16 protein-coding genes are annotated in these 16,236 nt (G+C 46.5%); 7 read left to right on the plus strand and 9 right to left on the minus strand.

The window, feature by feature from the left end; all coding sequences use genetic code 11:
• Window positions 1-133 precede the first annotated feature (133 nt).
• The 4 genes from K6T99_01245 to ndk all read right to left on the minus strand — a co-directional run bounded on the left by K6T99_01245 (window position 134) and on the right by ndk (window position 4,354).
• Complete coding sequence (locus tag K6T99_01245) at window positions 134-1,705, minus strand: 4Fe-4S binding protein (protein MCL6518433.1); 1,572 nt, start codon at window positions 1,703-1,705, stop codon at window positions 134-136.
• Window positions 1,706-1,795: 90 nt separating this feature from the next.
• A complete protein-coding gene (locus K6T99_01250; GenBank protein MCL6518434.1) occupies window positions 1,796-2,716 on the minus strand; it encodes a DUF362 domain-containing protein in 921 nt (306 codons plus the stop codon).
• Between the two features lie 54 nt (window positions 2,717-2,770).
• Window positions 2,771-3,823: a DUF362 domain-containing protein gene (locus tag K6T99_01255; GenBank protein ID MCL6518435.1), complete on the minus strand. Its 1,053-nt coding sequence runs from the start codon at window positions 3,821-3,823 to the stop codon at window positions 2,771-2,773.
• Window positions 3,824-3,937: 114 nt separating this feature from the next.
• Window positions 3,938-4,354 carry a nucleoside-diphosphate kinase gene (gene ndk, locus K6T99_01260; protein ID MCL6518436.1) on the minus strand — a complete coding sequence of 139 codons (417 nt, stop codon included), beginning with the start codon at window positions 4,352-4,354 and terminating at the stop codon, window positions 3,938-3,940.
• A 288-nt stretch (window positions 4,355-4,642) separates the two neighbouring features.
• On the opposite strand from ndk, the gene K6T99_01265 reads away from it, so the two are divergent.
• The 3 genes from K6T99_01265 to K6T99_01275 all read left to right on the plus strand — a co-directional run bounded on the left by K6T99_01265 (window position 4,643) and on the right by K6T99_01275 (window position 7,081).
• Window positions 4,643-5,509, plus strand: a complete 867-nt coding sequence (locus tag K6T99_01265; protein ID MCL6518437.1) for a cation diffusion facilitator family transporter — start codon at window positions 4,643-4,645, stop codon at window positions 5,507-5,509.
• A gap of 350 nt (window positions 5,510-5,859) precedes the next feature.
• A complete protein-coding gene (locus K6T99_01270; protein ID MCL6518438.1) occupies window positions 5,860-6,612 on the plus strand; it encodes an SIMPL domain-containing protein in 753 nt (250 codons plus the stop codon).
• A 25-nt stretch (window positions 6,613-6,637) separates the two neighbouring features.
• Window positions 6,638-7,081: an STAS domain-containing protein gene (locus K6T99_01275; GenBank protein MCL6518439.1), complete on the plus strand. Its 444-nt coding sequence runs from the start codon at window positions 6,638-6,640 to the stop codon at window positions 7,079-7,081.
• A gap of 23 nt (window positions 7,082-7,104) precedes the next feature.
• Here the strand turns inward: K6T99_01275 and K6T99_01280 are convergent, their stop codons facing one another.
• Together K6T99_01280 and K6T99_01285 are read right to left on the minus strand one after the other, a co-directional pair.
• Window positions 7,105-7,842 carry a hypothetical protein gene (locus K6T99_01280; GenBank protein MCL6518440.1) on the minus strand — a complete coding sequence of 246 codons (738 nt, stop codon included), beginning with the start codon at window positions 7,840-7,842 and terminating at the stop codon, window positions 7,105-7,107.
• Window positions 7,843-7,950: 108 nt separating this feature from the next.
• Entirely contained in the window at window positions 7,951-9,180 is a 1,230-nt protein-coding gene (locus K6T99_01285; protein ID MCL6518441.1) for a hypothetical protein, read from the minus strand.
• 286 nt (window positions 9,181-9,466) lie between these two features.
• Between K6T99_01285 and K6T99_01290 the strand changes: the two genes are divergently transcribed.
• Entirely contained in the window at window positions 9,467-10,435 is a 969-nt protein-coding gene (locus K6T99_01290) for an ROK family protein (protein MCL6518442.1), read from the plus strand.
• Window positions 10,413-11,363 (plus strand): sugar kinase, encoded by a 951-nt coding sequence (locus tag K6T99_01295; GenBank protein ID MCL6518443.1) that lies wholly within the window; start codon window positions 10,413-10,415, stop codon window positions 11,361-11,363. Before K6T99_01290 ends, K6T99_01295 begins: the two co-directional genes overlap by 23 nt.
• A 44-nt stretch (window positions 11,364-11,407) precedes the next feature.
• On the opposite strand, the gene K6T99_01300 is transcribed toward K6T99_01295, so the two are convergent.
• The 3 genes from K6T99_01300 to K6T99_01310 all read right to left on the minus strand — a co-directional run bounded on the left by K6T99_01300 (window position 11,408) and on the right by K6T99_01310 (window position 14,694).
• Complete coding sequence (locus tag K6T99_01300) at window positions 11,408-12,655, minus strand: hypothetical protein (protein ID MCL6518444.1); 1,248 nt, start codon at window positions 12,653-12,655, stop codon at window positions 11,408-11,410.
• Window positions 12,656-12,854: 199 nt separating this feature from the next.
• The gene (locus tag K6T99_01305) at window positions 12,855-13,598 is read right to left on the minus strand and encodes a VIT1/CCC1 transporter family protein (GenBank protein ID MCL6518445.1); all 744 of its coding nucleotides are present in this window, start codon (window positions 13,596-13,598) and stop codon (window positions 12,855-12,857) included.
• A gap of 55 nt (window positions 13,599-13,653) precedes the next feature.
• Window positions 13,654-14,694 (minus strand): low specificity L-threonine aldolase, encoded by a 1,041-nt coding sequence (locus K6T99_01310; protein MCL6518446.1) that lies wholly within the window; start codon window positions 14,692-14,694, stop codon window positions 13,654-13,656.
• A gap of 246 nt (window positions 14,695-14,940) precedes the next feature.
• Here K6T99_01310 and rpmE point away from each other — a divergent pair, with 246 nt between their 5' ends.
• Window positions 14,941-15,183 carry a 50S ribosomal protein L31 gene (gene rpmE, locus K6T99_01315; GenBank protein ID MCL6518447.1) on the plus strand — a complete coding sequence of 81 codons (243 nt, stop codon included), beginning with the start codon at window positions 14,941-14,943 and terminating at the stop codon, window positions 15,181-15,183.
• 61 nt (window positions 15,184-15,244) lie between these two features.
• Window positions 15,245-16,231, plus strand: coding sequence for a DUF1385 domain-containing protein (locus K6T99_01320; GenBank protein MCL6518448.1), 987 nt, complete (start codon window positions 15,245-15,247; stop codon window positions 16,229-16,231).
• The last annotated feature ends 5 nt before the right edge of the window (window positions 16,232-16,236 follow it).

Genomic DNA, 16,236 nt, shown 5'->3' on the forward strand with positions numbered 1-16,236 from the left:
GCCTTTACATTGTTATTGGAGCTAGCGACCATGATTTTATAAAATTTTTGTATTTAGAAGCTTAAGATGCCTGCTTTGTTGTACCATTAAATGCAAAGCAGTGAAACATGATTAAATATCTTCGCGCTGAGGCTTAATTTTCAGACCATGTTTTCTGTTCGTCACGTGTCATATGGCGCTTGTCGCCGTAAGAGAATACTCGGATTGCGGCAGAGGGTTGGATGGGGCATTTTGCTTCGCAAATTCCGCACCCGACGCACTTCTTTTCATTAACAAACGGGCGGTTGTTTCCATCAACTACCTTCCAGTAAATGGCTTTGTAGGAGCAGTGTTCGTCACAGACTAGGCATTTTTTATCAGCATACCAGGCAATGCATTTGCTTCGGTCAATGCAGGCTGTACCAATAAAAATGTGCTTCTTTTCTGCCGTGCCGAACGGTTCGATTGCATTAGTTGGACAGATACTGCCGCAGATATTACAGTCTTCCTGACAGTATCCAATTCTTGGCATGAGAATTGGAGTCCAGAAGCCTTCAATTCCTGCTTCGTGGAAGGCTGGTTGTAAGCCATTCGTGGGGCAAGCTTTCATGCACATTCCACACCGTACGCATCTGGCTATGAACTTATCCTCAGCTACCGAACCAGGCGGGCGGATGAGAGTATCACTGCTCAGCTTAATAGGCATTTCGCCATTAATGGCGAGCTTGCGAGCGGGGTCTACTTTGACTAATGCGGCAAAAGCCAGCCCGATTCCCGCACCTTGAAGTACATGTCTCCGTGAGATATCAAGCGCTGTTTCTTTATGACGTTCAGACTTCAATCGAATACCAAAGCTCACGGTGTTTTGGGGACATATCTCTACACAATCAAAACACACAATGCACTCGGTAGCTTGTGTAAGCCTGGGGGTTTTTGGTATTGCATCCATTTTGCAGTCAGTTGTGCAACGTGAGCATTCATTACACTTTATTCCGACTTTTCGTTTGAGTATGGGAGACAATGAAAATAGGCCTAAGAGCGCACCGAGTGGACAGAGGTTTCGACACCAGAAACGGCGGGATATGCTATTAAGCCCAATAATGGTGGCGAAGATGGCAAAAACTATAAGACTACTTCGGAAATAAACTTGGGTGTTCGAGATGAAAGGCCGCATTCCTAGGAAGCTGCTTATTTTTGTTCCTAGCCAAATAGTTGGTTCGAATGTACCTGACGACCAAGCGGTACCAAGTTCGTTTAACCACTTAAGCATCATTTGCACAGGCGCTATGAATGCGAGAACGACAGTTCGTGTGAATAGGCACATTGGGTCAAGCAAGTAAATTGCCTGAGTGGAAAATAGGGCAGTCATAAATAATCCAGATAGAATATAGTACTTAATTTTGCGAGGCGAATTTGAAGCCTTTTTACGTCGATTTTGGAAGAAAAGTACGTCGGATATATCAAGGGTTGTGCCTAAGGGGCAAATCCATCCACAGAATACCCTTCCTAGGATTATGCTCAGCACGATGATGATTAGGGAAAAGCTAATGGCTTCCCAAATTAAAGTTCGCGAGGCAATGCTCGCTCCTAAAGCGACCAGGGGGCTTAGTTGGACAAAAAAGTCGGTCGCAAGGTTATGCTCGAATGGGTAGGCGGTTATAAGTATCAGCACTAGGAAAAAGGCAAGAAAGATAATTTGGCAGATTCGGCGAACAGTCTTTGTCATCGTAGTAAAAATATGGAGCGATGTACCATTGGTTTTTGGCTCTCCGCGAAATTGGAAATCTCGATTATACTCAAGCCTTCAACCATATATTCATACTTTCTTAATCGTTACTTTTTTCAGATTTATTTGACCTAAACCATGGGCAGCGGCTGCGGTGATATGGCCTATGCTTGATGGTTCTTTGCCCAAAAGTGTTGCGGCATATGCATCAATTGCAACTGGGTCGGTGGACGCAATCACCTGGCCAACATCTTTTGTCTCCCCCGGCCCCTTTGGGCCACGGGTTAGCAGTATGCGGACGGCGTCTAATATAATTAGGTCGGGCTTCACGGCAGTGGAGTAGTCGGCGATGCATTGGTCGAGGCCGTTTTGATGCCATGCCTGTCGGTTCCAATTTGTGCCCATCATGTTTTTTAGGCTCGCTGTTATTCCTGCGCCGCCGTGAACTTTAGCAATGGGTACATTGATAAAGCAATCAGCATCCAGTATGAGTTTCGCGCATTCGTCGGATTTCAAAATCTTGCCTTTCGGAATATTGATTTTCTTGTATAGGCTTCTGCTGTGGCCAGAAATAAGTTGAACGCCTAAATCAGATGCGACTTTTGCGGCGCCGCTAGCTTTGAATGCTGCTGGTCCGTTATCGCAGCTGTGATCAAATACTGTGATGGAGCTTGCGCCAGCAGCTTTACACAACTTAATTATGCCAGCAAGTACCTGCGGGTTTGTGTTTGCGGCGGTTTCTGGAGTTCTAATCCACGCAAGGTTGGGTTTGATGAGAACCTTGCTTCCTTTTTTTACGAACTTTCTAATTCCGCCGAGTCCATCAATTGCTTTTTTTACAAGGTGCTCCGGAGACCCCTTGGATGCAATGCTCAATGTTGGTTGCCTGGCGGCTTTGGCTTCTTCTAAGATGTCGAGGAGCTCATCACCTGCTAAAAGAAATCCGCAGGTTGATGCACCTACTATGCCTGCACGCCTTAAGAATTCCCGACGACTGTATTTGTTTTCCATTTTATCCTCCATAATACTTAATAACTAATGGAGAATTCAGCTTACCCGCATTCGCTAGACATTAACAACTTTTCTAATTATTTCCATCTTGGTTGGGTCATTTGTGCCTAGCCCCTTTGAAGCGGCGGTTTCGATGAATTTTGTTGGACGCCCTTCCTGTGCTAGTGGCTTTCGGTCAATTTCGGCACGCCTTTTTTCGATTATTTGCCAGCCCATAAAGTCAAGAGCCACGGGATCAGCAGCAAAAAGAAGCGATTTGTATTCCCAAACAAAATCGGGTCTGTATCCAGGTCCGCCGTGGCATTGGGGCTTAATTGCATCACAGACGATAAGCCTTGTTTTCTCTCTGATTGCCGGAACAGAGTTTAAGTCAGCCAAATAGGGGTCACAGCCGTTTGCATGATGGTCGCCAGGGTTGTTATGCGACCCATAGTGGTTTTTCATTGCACAAGTAATGCCAGAGATACTATGGTCTTTGAGGATTGGTACGTTAATTAGTGCGGTAATCTTTTGCGTTAATATTTTGCTCAAGCGGCCGTTAAAACTGCCCATTTGTGTTGGCTCATCTTCATAGTTGCCTTCTGTTCCATAACATTGGACGCCTGAACCGCTATTATTGATAACAAAGGCGGCGCTCTTCATTTCTCGATTGTTGCGGTCCCATACGATGATGTTTGCCGCTGGAATACCTGCACTTCGAAGGCCAGCTATTAAAGATGCCACCACTTCTGGATGGGTGGATGCGCCAACTGAAAATAGGCAGTTGACTTTTATTCCAACGATATCATTAGGCTTAAATAGCTTTTTCCATGCACCCGACTCTGTCTTCTCCCCAGTAAATGCTTTGATACCCTCTGCGACCATTGAGTTTAAAACCTTCTGGTCGAGGCTGGGGTCAACTTCGCCTACTGATTCCATTCGGAGTTTTGATGGAGTGTTGGTGTTTTTGTCTCTATCCACGATGATGTTTGGGCTTGTAACGATGACAATGCGGGATTTCTTGGAAGTTTCTTCTGCAATGGCTCCAAGAGATGGTGAAGCTGCGCTGTATATGCCGATTCCAGCGGCAGCTCCTTTGAGGAATTCTCTGCGTGTAAGTTTCCACATTGTACACACTCCTGAATGATTTTACCTAATATTGGGCGCCTGCGATATTAACCTTAAGAGGCTGGTTCTAAAGACAAAGCAAGCCATCTTTTAGCTGGGGTTCCGACTGGAAGGTTACGGCAGTATTTCCTCTGGTTTGAACCAGATTGCAATCTCGGCCTCCGCATTCTCTGGAGAATCAGAAGCGTGCAACAAGTTGTATGTTATGCTCAAGGTATAATCGCCTCGAATCGTGCCTGGCTGTGCTTTGCAAGGCTCGGTTGCTCCGGTCATTGTTCGCACAATTTCAATTGCATTTTCACCTTCTAATAACATTGCAACTACAGGACCGGAGGTTAGGAAGCTTACCGCTAGCTCATAAAACGGTTTGCCCCTATGAGCTGCATAGTGGCGCTCAGCCAGCTCTCTGGAAGGCCGTATGAGCTTTAGGGCCTTGATTTTAAAAGTGCGATTTTCAAATCTGCTAATAATTTGGCCAACCAGCCTGCGCTCAAAAGCATCCGGCTTGATTAGCACGAGTGTGCGTTCCATCTGTTCACCAGATTATTTTTTTCCTGAAACGCGGAAAGTATAGCAAACAAGGGTAAGTGTGTCAAGAAACATTTGGAAGTAAGATTTTGCCTTGACTTGATTATGTAGGTTGCCTATAATATTATCGAAAAATCTCATAAATGCGAAAACATATCGTTAGAACAGGCGATCCCATTAAAGGGATGGTGCCGGGCTTGTGTTAACAAGCAGCAGGTTGAACCTGCGGGACTACTTCATCATTTGTACCCGCAGGTTTTTTGTTTGAAAAATGATGGAAAAAGTTTCTACATGAATAAAACTGGTGCGGCGAGACTATCAATAATATCGAACGTCTTGTTGGTGCTGGCGAAGGGAGCCATAGGCATCCTTGGTGGGTCAATGAGCATCCTTGCTGAGGCTGTGCACTCGGCAGTGGACCTAATTGCCGCCATTGTTGCCTATATTGCGGTGCTTTTTGCCGACCGACCTGCAGACGAAGCGCATGCATATGGCCATGGTAAATTTGAAAACCTTTCGGGCACGGTTGAGGCCCTTTTGATTATTGTAGCAGGCGCATACATAGTGTATGAAAGCATCAAGCGTATTATAACTAATGCTCCAGTGGAGCGTCTTGACCTTGGCATGGCTATAATGTTGGTCTCTGCTGTGGCGAATTTTCTTGTGTCAGCAAACCTTTTCCGTGTCGCCAAGCAGACAGATTCGATTGCACTTGAAGCTGATGGCCATCATCTTAGACTTGATGTATATACTTCCTTAGGCGTGCTTTTGGGTCTGATTCTGGTTCGTTTGACCAATTTCGTGATTCTCGACCGCTTAATTGGTCTGTGCGTTGCCCTATGGATTGGTTGGATTGGCATCCAGCTTTCAAGGAAAGCTGTTGGGCCTTTGATGGATTCCCGACTTCCAGCGGCTGAAATGGAGCGAATCGTTGAAATTATCAAATCAGAACCCGGAATCCTCGATTTTCATAAACTCAGAACGCGAAAAGCAGGCGCCCAGCGCCACATAGACGTTCATTTACTAATGCCTCGCGATATGAGCCTCATAACCGCTCACGAGCTAGCTGAAGAGGTGGAGGATAAAATTCGGTCTGAGCTCGAAAATGTTACAATCGTTACCCATGTTGAGCCTGCTGAAGAAGACAGTAACGCCTAAAGTTTGATTTCCCATCAATATGGATATATTAAAATAAGCAGGAGGCTGGCAGCATTTGCCGGACCTCGTGTATGGTAACTCACTGACTGCCCGCCCATGTCGAGTGGGCGGGCAAGAGAAGTGAGTAAAACCTGAAGCACGGGGTCCGGCAGATGCTGGTAATTTATAGTTGCTGATAGAAGGTATCCTACGTCTGCTTTTGTTCCTGCCTTTTTGTTTTTGCATTGGTAAACCTGAGGAAAATCTGCATCCGGTACGGATTGGTTTAAGAAGCACCGAAGCAGGGGATGAAACTTTTGGTATCCTCCCCATTCGCAAATTTTCGCACCCAGCGGAAAGGCTGACCGACTATGTCTGAAACGTTTGTTAACAAATCGCTGGTTTCATGCTTTATTATTGCTCTAATATTATTAGCGTTGTTAGCGCCTTCATGTTGTTGGTCACAGCTTACTTCCGATAGGCAGCCTCCTTTGTTAACGGCATCTGGCAATGCCGAAGTGAGGGTTCGCCCCGATCTTGCGATTGTTCGGCTTGGCGTGGAGAGCGAGGCAAAAACTGCTGCCAAAGCTCGAGAAGAGAATGCGAAGAAGGCAAATGCCATAGCTGCTGCTCTTAAAACACTTCGCATTCCGGCCGCGAATATTGAAACATCTACGTTTCAGATTTCGCCAGTACGTCGCTTTCCCGAGGGAAGCTCTCAGCAAGGTCAGCCTCCAATTGTGGGCTATAGCGTTACCAATATCGTGACTGTTAGAACTGGACAACTTGATCTTGTCCCGAGAATAATCGATGACTCAGTCGTGGCGGGAGCTAACGAAGTCCAAGGTGTGGATTTTGTTTTGCAGAATGATTCTGTTGCCAAACAGCAAGCCCTAAAAGCAGCTGTTGCAAATGCGAGAGAAAATGCTCGTACCATGGCAAACGAACTTGGGTTAAGACTAGTACAGGTACGGTCTATTCAGCAAGGCGGTGTGGGGGTCGTCCCACCTCCCATTTTCTATAGGCTTGGGGCTGCTGCTCCCACTGCAACCACACCAACGCCTATTTTTCCTGGGGAGGTTACCATAAATGCTTCGGTAACACTTACTTACTCAATTCGATAGCTGCTTGCGAAGATTGGAGGTTAAGATGACAAGTAAGGAAATATTTCAAATTGGGGTAAACGAGATTGGGACGACCAGAGTACTCAGGCTAATAGGAGATCTTGACTCTTATACAAGCCGCCGCCTCTTGTTTGCAGTGGATTCGTGGATTGATAATGTAGAAAAGCTTCTTGTAAATCTGGACCAAATTGAATACATAGACAGCACCGGCCTTGCTGCACTTGTCGCAATTTGGGTCGAAGCTGAAAAACGAGGCGTTCGCTTTATATTGTCGTGCAAGAACTCGCGAGTATACAGGATTTTGGAGATCACCGGTTTATTGAACCTGTTTAATTTAGCCGAGGGAAGCACCACATCTATGCCTACAGTTGGGGGAGCGCCACCAATTATAAGCTCAAAAAGAGAACAAAAGACACCACCAATTGGTGGACCGACGTCGTTTATGCGAAACAAGCGGGTAGGCGGCTAATGTCGAATGATGCATTTTCCGAGTTATGTGCCAATGTGGAAAAATTGGCGTAGGCGGCTCATTAGCCCTCGTTTTGGTTTTGCGGTTTCCATTTTTCCAGCGATTCGGCCAGTTTCGTCGCACTGAATACTCCGGAAAAATTGCTCGATTAGGTCCTCTTCGTTCGCAGATTTCTCAGGTGACCGTTCCAATTTTGTAGCTTCGCTTTGCTCTCCTGTTACCTCCAAAGCTTTGCTTGTATCTTCGCTTGAGACCGTCTCTGCTTCGTTTTGGGCTTGAGCGTCTTTAATCTCACGCTGCTCTTGAGCATTTATACTTGTTTTATTTGAAGTCAATGTCTCCGTAAATTTCACAGATTCCAGGGGCTCTTCTTTAAATATGCCGCGCGTGATTTCATTTTGTACTTCTGTTGCGAGCTTACGACTCTTCTCAAAAAGCTCGTTGACTTTGGCAACCGTTTCTTCCCACTTCGGGTCTTCTGGCTCGGGGAGTTCGCCTTTAAGTTGTTTTAATTCACCTTCTATTGCCAAATTAGTGTCCTGAAGTTGATGAAGAACAGAGCTTGCACGGTGAAGCATATAATTGACCTCTCGCTGGCGTTCAAGCAGCTCGTATGCTATGTGATTCATTACTTCTTCACGCCTGCGAAAATCATCTATCTGTTGCTGGAGCTGCTTTGTTCTTTCCGTCAGCACAGCCTTGGCTTTCAGTGCGCGAGCCAATTTTTGTTGGAGAACTTCAGGGGTAATCTCGTTCTTCATAGTGTGCATCACCAGCGAGACGTTAAGATTATCGGACTTTCGCTGCTTGTTCTTCATAGGCGGTGTGTCTTGATTAAAGTGTATCACTTTTGTGAAATAAAGTAAAACCTACTTTTTTTTAGGCGATAAAGATGGGTGGAACGATATGTATAAAGCAGCTAGTGCCTCCCGCATAGCCTTTTGATTTGTTTCAGGGTCACCTCGTTCGTAAATTTCGAAATTTGATTTTTCTTTTGTTTTCTCAAATGTAAAGATGCCGTCCTCGCGCACTTTGATTTTGCATGAAAGCAGGTTATTTGGCAGAACAATATCACCTGGTTTTATCTCAGACTGGGGGATAAGACGGTATGTCCCGTCTGCACGCTGGACTAGCTTTCTGCGAGAAACTTGCGCCCATAAAGCGGTTTCCCAAACATTGTGCCGACGAATGCAAATTCGGTTCAGCACTTCCAAAGGTAAATCTTCTTCAAGGAAGTTGATGAAGTCAGGCCGGGTTAATCGTTCAAATGAATATGCCGCATATCTTTGCAATTTAGAATCCATTTGTTTTATGAAATTTAGGTTCTCAAGTAGATAATAGCTGTTGTTTGGACCGAGATCGAATGCACCTTTGCCTGTACCGCATGGGTAAATAGCGATTGGAAGGTCGGAGCTTAAGAGGCATACAATGGCTTTCGGGTCTAGCATCACATTCCATTCCAAGAACTCTGGCGAGGATGAACCTGCCGAAAGATGGATTTTTCTGACTTTTTCGCGCAATAACTTAGGCTCGCGATTGTATGCAGCCGCCAGCGGTCTCGCTGAACCAAAAGAAAGAATTTCGACCTTTTGTTCTGACTCTTTGAGAACTTTGAGGATAAGCTCAACCCCAAATTGTTGAAACTTTGGTACGTCGAGCATCTTATCATCCGGCGACTTCATGCGGGTAAATGGCGCAATGCCGAAGGGAACATTGCGATTGAATATATAATTGAGTTGCATGACGGGGATGATTCCAGGATCGCGCGGACCAGTTTCATCACGATATTCGGATTTTTGTCGGGGATCACTGGGTTTTCGATACTCGTCTGTGACGTCGAGGATTACTGCTTTTAAGTCAACTTCGGGCAATCCATATGCGGCAATCAAGTCAAAATTATCTCCTGGGTCCTGGTATGGATGGTAAAGGTCGGTGATATCTATGATTGGAATTTTGCTTGTTGAGGCTGAGTAATTGGATGAACCAGCTGATAAGCTATTCCGGCGAAACATTCCAGCTGCTACTCCCGTGCTAATTATGCTAAAAGCCTTTAAAAGTGTTCGTCGGCCGATGCGGCGGTGTCCAAGTTTGTTTTTCATCTTTGTTTTCCTCCTAAAATCGGATGCCAAAATCAAGCGGTATAGTACCGAGGAAACTATCAGCCTCATATTAGCCGAAAGGGAGAAAGTGTGAAAATAGTAGATCGAACATAATAGCGCAAAGTATGCAATCGAACAACGGTTTATTCGAGAGCTTGTGGAGCTCAGCAAATTAATCAGTGTGTTTACTTAAATGTTTTTGTAACCAACCAATGCCAGGAGTAGCAAGTCTGATATTGTGGATGAAGGAAGAAGCAATCCATGAATCTAACTCCACAAATGGAAGATGAGCAAGCTTACCATTGGAATTGACATTGGTGGAACAAAAATTGCGGGCGGCCTTGTTACCCGGCAGGGCAACGTTATCCGACTATTGGAGAGGCCGACGAATGCGGCTGAGGGTGGCAAAGCGGTCATGGAGCGCGTTGCGGAGCTCATTGCTGAACTGGTCTCGTCATCGCAAGCCGGAATCGAAGGCATTGGAGTCGCAACGGGAGGACAAATCAATCCGGAAACTGGCGTTGTTTTCTCAGCCACGCCTCTTCTCCCGGGTTGGGTTGGGATGCCAATTAAAGGTATTCTGGAGGGACGTTTCTGTCTTCCTGTGCGAGTAATTAATGATGCAAGCGCATCAGCATTAGGCGAGTGGATGTTCGGGGCTGCTCGTGGGTCGAGGAATTTTGTTCTTTTAACAATCGGTACAGGCATCGGCGGCGGGGTATTCTGCGATGGCAAGCTTGTTCAAGGAGCAATGGGTGCTGCAGGGGCAATTGGCCATATGGTTATTGACTGTGATGGCCGGTCTTGCAACTGCGGAAGTCATGGATGTTTAGAGGCATATGCTTCTGGTACAGCAATGGCGAATCGTGCACTTGAGTTAGCAGAAGAGAGAAAGCTGGACACCCAGCTTATTCGCATGATTCGCTCAAATCACAAGATGGGAGCATTTTTCCTAGCGCAATCAGCGTTGGCTGGAGATGGATTTGCTACTGAGGTTATCCGTGAAGCCGGCGAATATCTCGGCTGGGGATTAGTGAGTTTGCTCAATCTCTTCAACCCAGAGCTTGTTGTTGTTGGCGGAAGCGTGGCGGAGATGGGTGATCTACTGCTTCAGCCTGCTTGGGAGATTGCAATGAAGCATAGCCTAAGACGCGAGAAAGATCCAGTTCGTATAACTAAAGCACAGCTGGGAAATAACGCGGGGCTTCTTGGGGCTGCAAGCCTAATATGGCATGAAAAGAATGCAAATGGCTGAGTTTGATGTAATCTGCCTTGGATACAGCGCAACGGATTATCTTGGAATTGTGCCTCATTATCCTGAAGAAGATACGAAGATTGAACTTTTGCAGTTCAGCAAGCAAGGAGGTGGCCCCGCTGCGACTGCGGCCGTTGCGCTTGCACGGCTTGGCGCACAGGTTGCGTTTTTGGGCAAAGTTGGCGATGATGACTTTGGAAAATTCATGTTGGCCGAGCTTGCAAAAGAAGGAGTTTGCACTGAGCACGTCATAGTCCAAAAGGGCGTTAGTTCTCAGTTCGCCTTTATTGTTATTAACCGTCATACGGGAAAGCGGACAATATTCTGGACTCGCTCGGGTGTTGCGCCTCTGCGGCCAGAAGAACTTAATAGCAGTGTACTCACCTCCTGCCGTGTATTGCTAACCGACGGACACGACACTTGGGCCGCTGTGAAAGCAGCTAAATTGGCGAATGAGGTAGGCATACCAGTTGTTTATGATGCAGGCAGTGTTCGTGAAGCATCTGTGGAGCTTGCGGAACACACAGATGCTTTAATTGCCTCCGAGCGTTTTGCACGGGAATATACTGGCAAGAAAGATCCTCACGAAGCTGCGCAGGTTATGCTGTCTGGGCGAAGGCGTTATTCGGTTGTAACCCTTGGAGAGCGCGGCTGTGTATATGCAACCAATGAAGGTACGTTTCACCAGCCAGCATTCAAAGTAAATGTAATTGATACAACAGGAGCTGGCGATGTTTTTCACGGCGCATTTGCCTTCGGAATTCTTAGCAATTGGCCATACCGCGAGATAGTCGAGTTCTCAAGTGCTGTGGCCGCAATGAAATGTACTAAGCTAGGTGGTAGGCCGGGGATTCCAACGCTTATAGAGGCACTTTCTTTCTTAAGGGAGCGATCAGAGAACTCGTTTTGGCACTCTATCAATAAATAAAAAAGCGGCCTCTTGCTCGGGAGAGGCCGCTTTTTTAACCCAGCCTAATTCTTTTTGCCTTTGCCGACACCTTTTTCTTTGTTATTGCTCTTGCCTTTGTCCTTTTCTCTTTCTTCATCGTTTTCCAAGCGATATCTGGCTTTCTCGCGCAGTTCCTCTCGAGTTCTAATCCATTCTCGCCATCTTGCTTCTAGCTCTTCGGGTTTATCTTTATAATGAATATTCCACCACACGACGAAGTCTTCACGATCTTTAGGGTCAAGAGCCTGATAACGGTCTATCCAGATTCCGGTTATCCTTTTTCTTAGGTTGCCTTTGCCAATGTACCAGCCCTTGTGGAGACCTTGGTCATGACGTTCGGTGGTGATTATATCGCTTCTAAATCTGTTTCCGAGAACATCTTCAAGAGGGTGGTATATTGGCTTTAATTTGTACCAGTCAGCTTGGCGTTCTCGGATTCTTTGCTGGTCGGCTATGCTTGTGTCAATCAGTGCTGTTACCCCAACGCCGGCGATACGCTTTATCTTTAGCGGACTGGTAGAATCCGATGGGACAAAAATCTTGATTCTGAATTTACCATTGTCGAAGATTTCTTCATACTGATAGCAAGCCTTCACTGCCTTTACTTCCTTGCTTGGACCGGAAACCTGCACGCCGCCGATATATGCTTTGTCGCCAATAGTGGCAATAGGAACAACCTTTGTGTTGGAATCTAGACCTTTGGTAATTGAGTTTATTGCCTTGTTGAGCGGGTCCGCGGCAGCATTGATGGCAATTGCCACGACTCCTGCTTTTAGGATTTCGCCAGGCCCTACGCCTCGACTGATAGTTTGACCTTTCCACTGTCCGTCAAGCGAAACATCAATGATTGCAGAAATTCCAACCTTCTGCGTGCGTTTGAGTTCCAGTGGATTCAAACTACTAGTTGGCACGTAAACCTTCAGTCTAAACTCATTGTTGCTGAAGTTGTCTTCGTAAAGCCATACTGCCTTTGTGCTTTTTACATAAGAATCCGGTCCGGCTACTTGTGCGGCACCAACATATCCTTTTTCGCCTACGCTTAGGATGGGCACGACTTTTGTTGTCGTTCCAACCGGGACACCATTGTTAAACGTTACAGTACGAATAAATTTGTCTAGTTGTAGGGCTGCAGCGTCTACTGCAAGACCAATTGCAGCAGCACGGAAGATTTTTGTAGTGAACTCTGCGCCATACGCCCGCACGCTAATTGTCAAATTCCAGCATGATAGCAAGAGAATTGCAAGCAAAATGGTTGGGAGTTGTCGCTTCATTTAATGCCTCCTTATTTGTGCAGAACAAGTCCTAAATAAATTATACCTTATTCAGCGATGGAATCACATACTTGGTTACTGAGTTAGTTGGTTTGAAAGTCATTTTAAAATAATACGCTTCTTGCACGCATAATGTTTCAATAGATTGCTGAGTTTTGTTCTACTGTCAGAATGGGAGAGCTGATATGAGGTTGCGAGGTCACATACTGGAGGCGGCTGTAAAATGACCGGCCACGAAACCTGCTATGCCGGCAAGAGCTGCAATGCCGAGCATTTCAAGCCCGCTCTTTATTGGATTGAGCCGAGTGTAAATTGTTTTTGCCGCACCTACGGCAAATAATGTTATAACCGTCCCAATAATGGAGACTACGAGTGCAAAGTCATGTGGGAAACAAGCATACGGCAAGACCGGGAATATTGCTGCCAAGATATATGCCATAAAAATCCAAAATGCCCTCCACATGGGGTTCTTTAGCTCTTTTGGCGAGATTCCATATTCATGAGCTGCCATTTCCTCCATTAGAAAATTTGGGTTGCGAGTGACAGCTGACACACAAATTCTGAGTTCTTCAGGCGTCATGCCATGTTGACGATAGTATTCTATAAGTTCTGCTCGCTCATGTTCTGGGTGCTCTTTGATGCTTTGGGCTTCCTCTTGGAGCTGTCGTTGGAGGACTTCAATTTCAGATTTGACGCCGAGGTAATTACCGGCTGCCATCGAGATTGCCCCTGAGATGGCGCCAGCTGTGCCAGCTAGTAGAACCACCTGCGAGCTTGTAGTTCCAGCAGCTACGCCTGTTACAAGGCCGAGAATGGAAACGAGGCCATCTTCTGCACCAAATACTAGCTCTCTAATAGCGCTCTTGAGGTTTTGCTTTTCCTCTGCGCCACCTTGAAGTTTATGTGGACGAGCTTCCTGCGTGGCGTCATTTCCTATGCTCATACATATCTACTTCCGTGCTATTAGGAGAATTAAACATTATCGGTAGATTTCTAATTTATCGCCTTAGTCGCTCGTCTATTAGCATTTCATGGACTCTTCTTGCAACTTCCAGAATGTCTTTTCGAGTAATTCCCAGATGTGTTACTGCACGGACGCGGTTGTCTTTATATGCACCCATTCGAACTTCTCGCTCGCGCATTTTTTGTGTAAACTCTACAGCAGTCATGCCAATGCTGTTGGTTTGGAAGAAGAGGATGTTCGTTTCGACGTCGTCAGGCTTGATATCAATCCCCTCATCCGCTAGGCGTTCGGCAAGGAGCTTAGCGTTTGCGTGGTCCTCAGCCAGCCGGTCAACATGGTGTCGGAGAGCATAGAGTGCCCCAGCGGCAATTATCCCGGCTTGTCGCATTGCTCCACCGAATACCTGCTGGTAGCGGCGCGCTTCCTTAATGAAGTCCTTTTCACCTGCAAGAGCAGCTCCAACTGGCGCTCCTAGCCCCTTTGAAAAGCACAGTGTAACCGAATCTACTGGGTATGCATATTCTTTCGCCGAGATGCCGCTTGCGACGACGGCATTCATTAGGCGTGACCCATCCATATGTACAGATAAGCCATGTTGCTGCGCAATGTCAGCGACTGCCATCAACTTCCCCAATGGCCAAATTGCCCCGCCGCCAAGGTTCTGGGTTTGCTCAACCGAAACCAGCTTGCTTCTCGGCGCATGGGGGTCGTCTGGCCGCAGCGCGGCAAGAACGTCTTCCTCGGTAAAGATGCCCCGTTCGCCGTGGAGTGGATATATTGACACGCCGGAAAGAAACGCTGGTGCGCCGCCTTCAAATTGGATTGCATGCGAGCGCCAATCCATGATTATTTCATCACCTGGTTTGGTGTGGGTTTTGAAAGCAATTTGATTTGCCATAGTTGCAGAAGGCAGGAATAGCGCGGCTTCCTTGTCCAAGAGTTCACATATGGCGTCCTGAAGGGCATTGACAGTTGGGTCCTCGCCTCGCTGCGAATCGCCCACTTCCGCTTCCGCCATTGCCTTTCGCATTTCGGGAGTGGGTAATGTAACGGTGTCACTTATCAAGTCAATCATCTTTTCGCCTCCGGGCAATTTCATCCTTCATAGTATACCCCATTCATCCTAAAATGGTGAACTCCAAACAATATTACCGCTTGCATGTAGTTCTTGAACGTTTTGGGCATTTACATGAGAGCAATACATTGCCAAGAAGGATGGAATATGTTATAATAACGGCGTTCCACGGGGCTTAGAACTTGGTTCCGCGGCCCGGTGGATTTTTTACGATAGTTTACGACAACTTTTTAAGGGGAGATAAGATTGAAGAAAGGAATACATCCTGAATACAGGCCCTGCAAAGTGATTTGTGCATGTGGCAACACGTTTGAAACTCGGTCAACGATACCCGAAATTCGGGTTGAGATTTGCTCGGTATGCCATCCGTTCTTTACAGGCCGCCAAAAAATAGTTGATACCGAGGGTCGTGTAGACAAATTCCTTCAGAAATACGGCATGAAGTCTGAAGAAAAGTCAGAAGAGAAGAAGGAAAAGGTAGAGAGCTAAACCCTTGGCAGAGCAGAAAAATAACGTTCAATATGGTGGGCAGGCGGTTATCGAGGGCGTTATGATGCGAAGCCCCCGGTTTTTTGCCGTGGCCTGCCGCAGGATGAATAGGGAAATAGTCGTCCAACAGGAGAGTGTGGAATCCTTACTTCGCAGGTTCCAATGGCTAAACAAGCCTTTCCTCCGCGGCACTTTGGCGCTTATAGATGCTATGGTTCTTGGGATAAAATCGCTTATGTATTCTGCAAATGTAGCAATGGAGGACATTGAGAATGCAAATCCCAAGAAACAAAAGGGAGGACAAGGGACAATGGCCGGGCTATTTGGTGTACTGAAAAGCATCGTCCTATCGAGCGCTTTATTCCTTGTAGGAGCGGCTGGCGAAAGCGAACTAAAAAAGAAGAGCACGGTAAATGATATCGCTATTGGAGGAACGCTTGTTCTCGGTCTTGGGCTTGGAGTAGGCTTGTTTGTTATCCTTCCACATGTTGTAATTGGCTTACTTGAAAAAGCTGTCAAGAGCAGTCTGCTACTAAATCTTGCTGAAGGGATTTTCCGCTTTGCGCTTTTTGTGGGCTATGTGGCTACTATTTCGTTGATGAAAGATATTCGCAGGGTATTCGAATATCACGGCGCGGAGCACAAAGTGATAAACACCTTCGAAGCCGGGCTTGAGCTTACTCCTGAGAACTTCGCAAAGTATGGAACAATTCACCGGCGATGCGGAACAAGTTTTATACTCCTTGTGCTGGTATTGAGCATTTTTCTTTTTGCATTTCTGGGCTGGCATCACATCTGGTATCTTAGAATTATCTCTCGGCTAGCCCTCTTGCCAGTTCTTGCAGGCTTGGCATATGAAGCTATAAGATATGCAGGGAGGCATAAGGATTCGAAAGTTGTTAATTTCTTCCTTGCACCAGGCTTGCTGCTTCAAAAACTAACAACTCGCCAGCCTTCGGATGACCAGGTTGAAGTCGCACTGCGGGCGCTCGAGGCAGTTCTGGATAAGGAGCGTGAGTCTGGCTCTCCAGTTCCACAGGCGGCTTAATAATC

The organism is Armatimonadota bacterium (assembly GCA_023511795.1).
Taxonomy (GTDB): Bacteria; Armatimonadota; UBA5829; order DTJY01; family DTJY01; genus JAIMAU01.

What these genes read in the sequence shown, in the direction of transcription:
- K6T99_01290 (MCL6518442.1), top strand. Translation starts at nt 9,467, where the DNA reads ATGAGCAAGCTTACCATTGGAATTGACATTGGTGGAACAAAAATTGCG.
- K6T99_01305 (MCL6518445.1), bottom strand. Translation starts at nt 13,598, where the DNA reads ATGAGCATAGGAAATGACGCCACGCAGGAAGCTCGTCCACATAAACTT.
- K6T99_01250 (MCL6518434.1), bottom strand. Translation starts at nt 2,716, where the DNA reads ATGGAAAACAAATACAGTCGTCGGGAATTCTTAAGGCGTGCAGGCATA.
- K6T99_01280 (MCL6518440.1), bottom strand. Translation starts at nt 7,842, where the DNA reads ATGAAGAACGAGATTACCCCTGAAGTTCTCCAACAAAAATTGGCTCGC.
- K6T99_01255 (MCL6518435.1), bottom strand. Translation starts at nt 3,823, where the DNA reads ATGTGGAAACTTACACGCAGAGAATTCCTCAAAGGAGCTGCCGCTGGA.
- K6T99_01320 (MCL6518448.1), top strand. Translation starts at nt 15,245, where the DNA reads ATGATGCGAAGCCCCCGGTTTTTTGCCGTGGCCTGCCGCAGGATGAAT.
- K6T99_01300 (MCL6518444.1), bottom strand. Translation starts at nt 12,655, where the DNA reads ATGAAGCGACAACTCCCAACCATTTTGCTTGCAATTCTCTTGCTATCA.
- ndk (MCL6518436.1), bottom strand. Translation starts at nt 4,354, where the DNA reads ATGGAACGCACACTCGTGCTAATCAAGCCGGATGCTTTTGAGCGCAGG.
- K6T99_01295 (MCL6518443.1), top strand. Translation starts at nt 10,413, where the DNA reads ATGAAAAGAATGCAAATGGCTGAGTTTGATGTAATCTGCCTTGGATAC.
- K6T99_01285 (MCL6518441.1), bottom strand. Translation starts at nt 9,180, where the DNA reads ATGAAAAACAAACTTGGACACCGCCGCATCGGCCGACGAACACTTTTA.
- K6T99_01265 (MCL6518437.1), top strand. Translation starts at nt 4,643, where the DNA reads ATGAATAAAACTGGTGCGGCGAGACTATCAATAATATCGAACGTCTTG.
- K6T99_01310 (MCL6518446.1), bottom strand. Translation starts at nt 14,694, where the DNA reads ATGATTGACTTGATAAGTGACACCGTTACATTACCCACTCCCGAAATG.
- K6T99_01275 (MCL6518439.1), top strand. Translation starts at nt 6,638, where the DNA reads ATGACAAGTAAGGAAATATTTCAAATTGGGGTAAACGAGATTGGGACG.
- K6T99_01270 (MCL6518438.1), top strand. Translation starts at nt 5,860, where the DNA reads ATGTCTGAAACGTTTGTTAACAAATCGCTGGTTTCATGCTTTATTATT.
- K6T99_01245 (MCL6518433.1), bottom strand. Translation starts at nt 1,705, where the DNA reads ATGACAAAGACTGTTCGCCGAATCTGCCAAATTATCTTTCTTGCCTTT.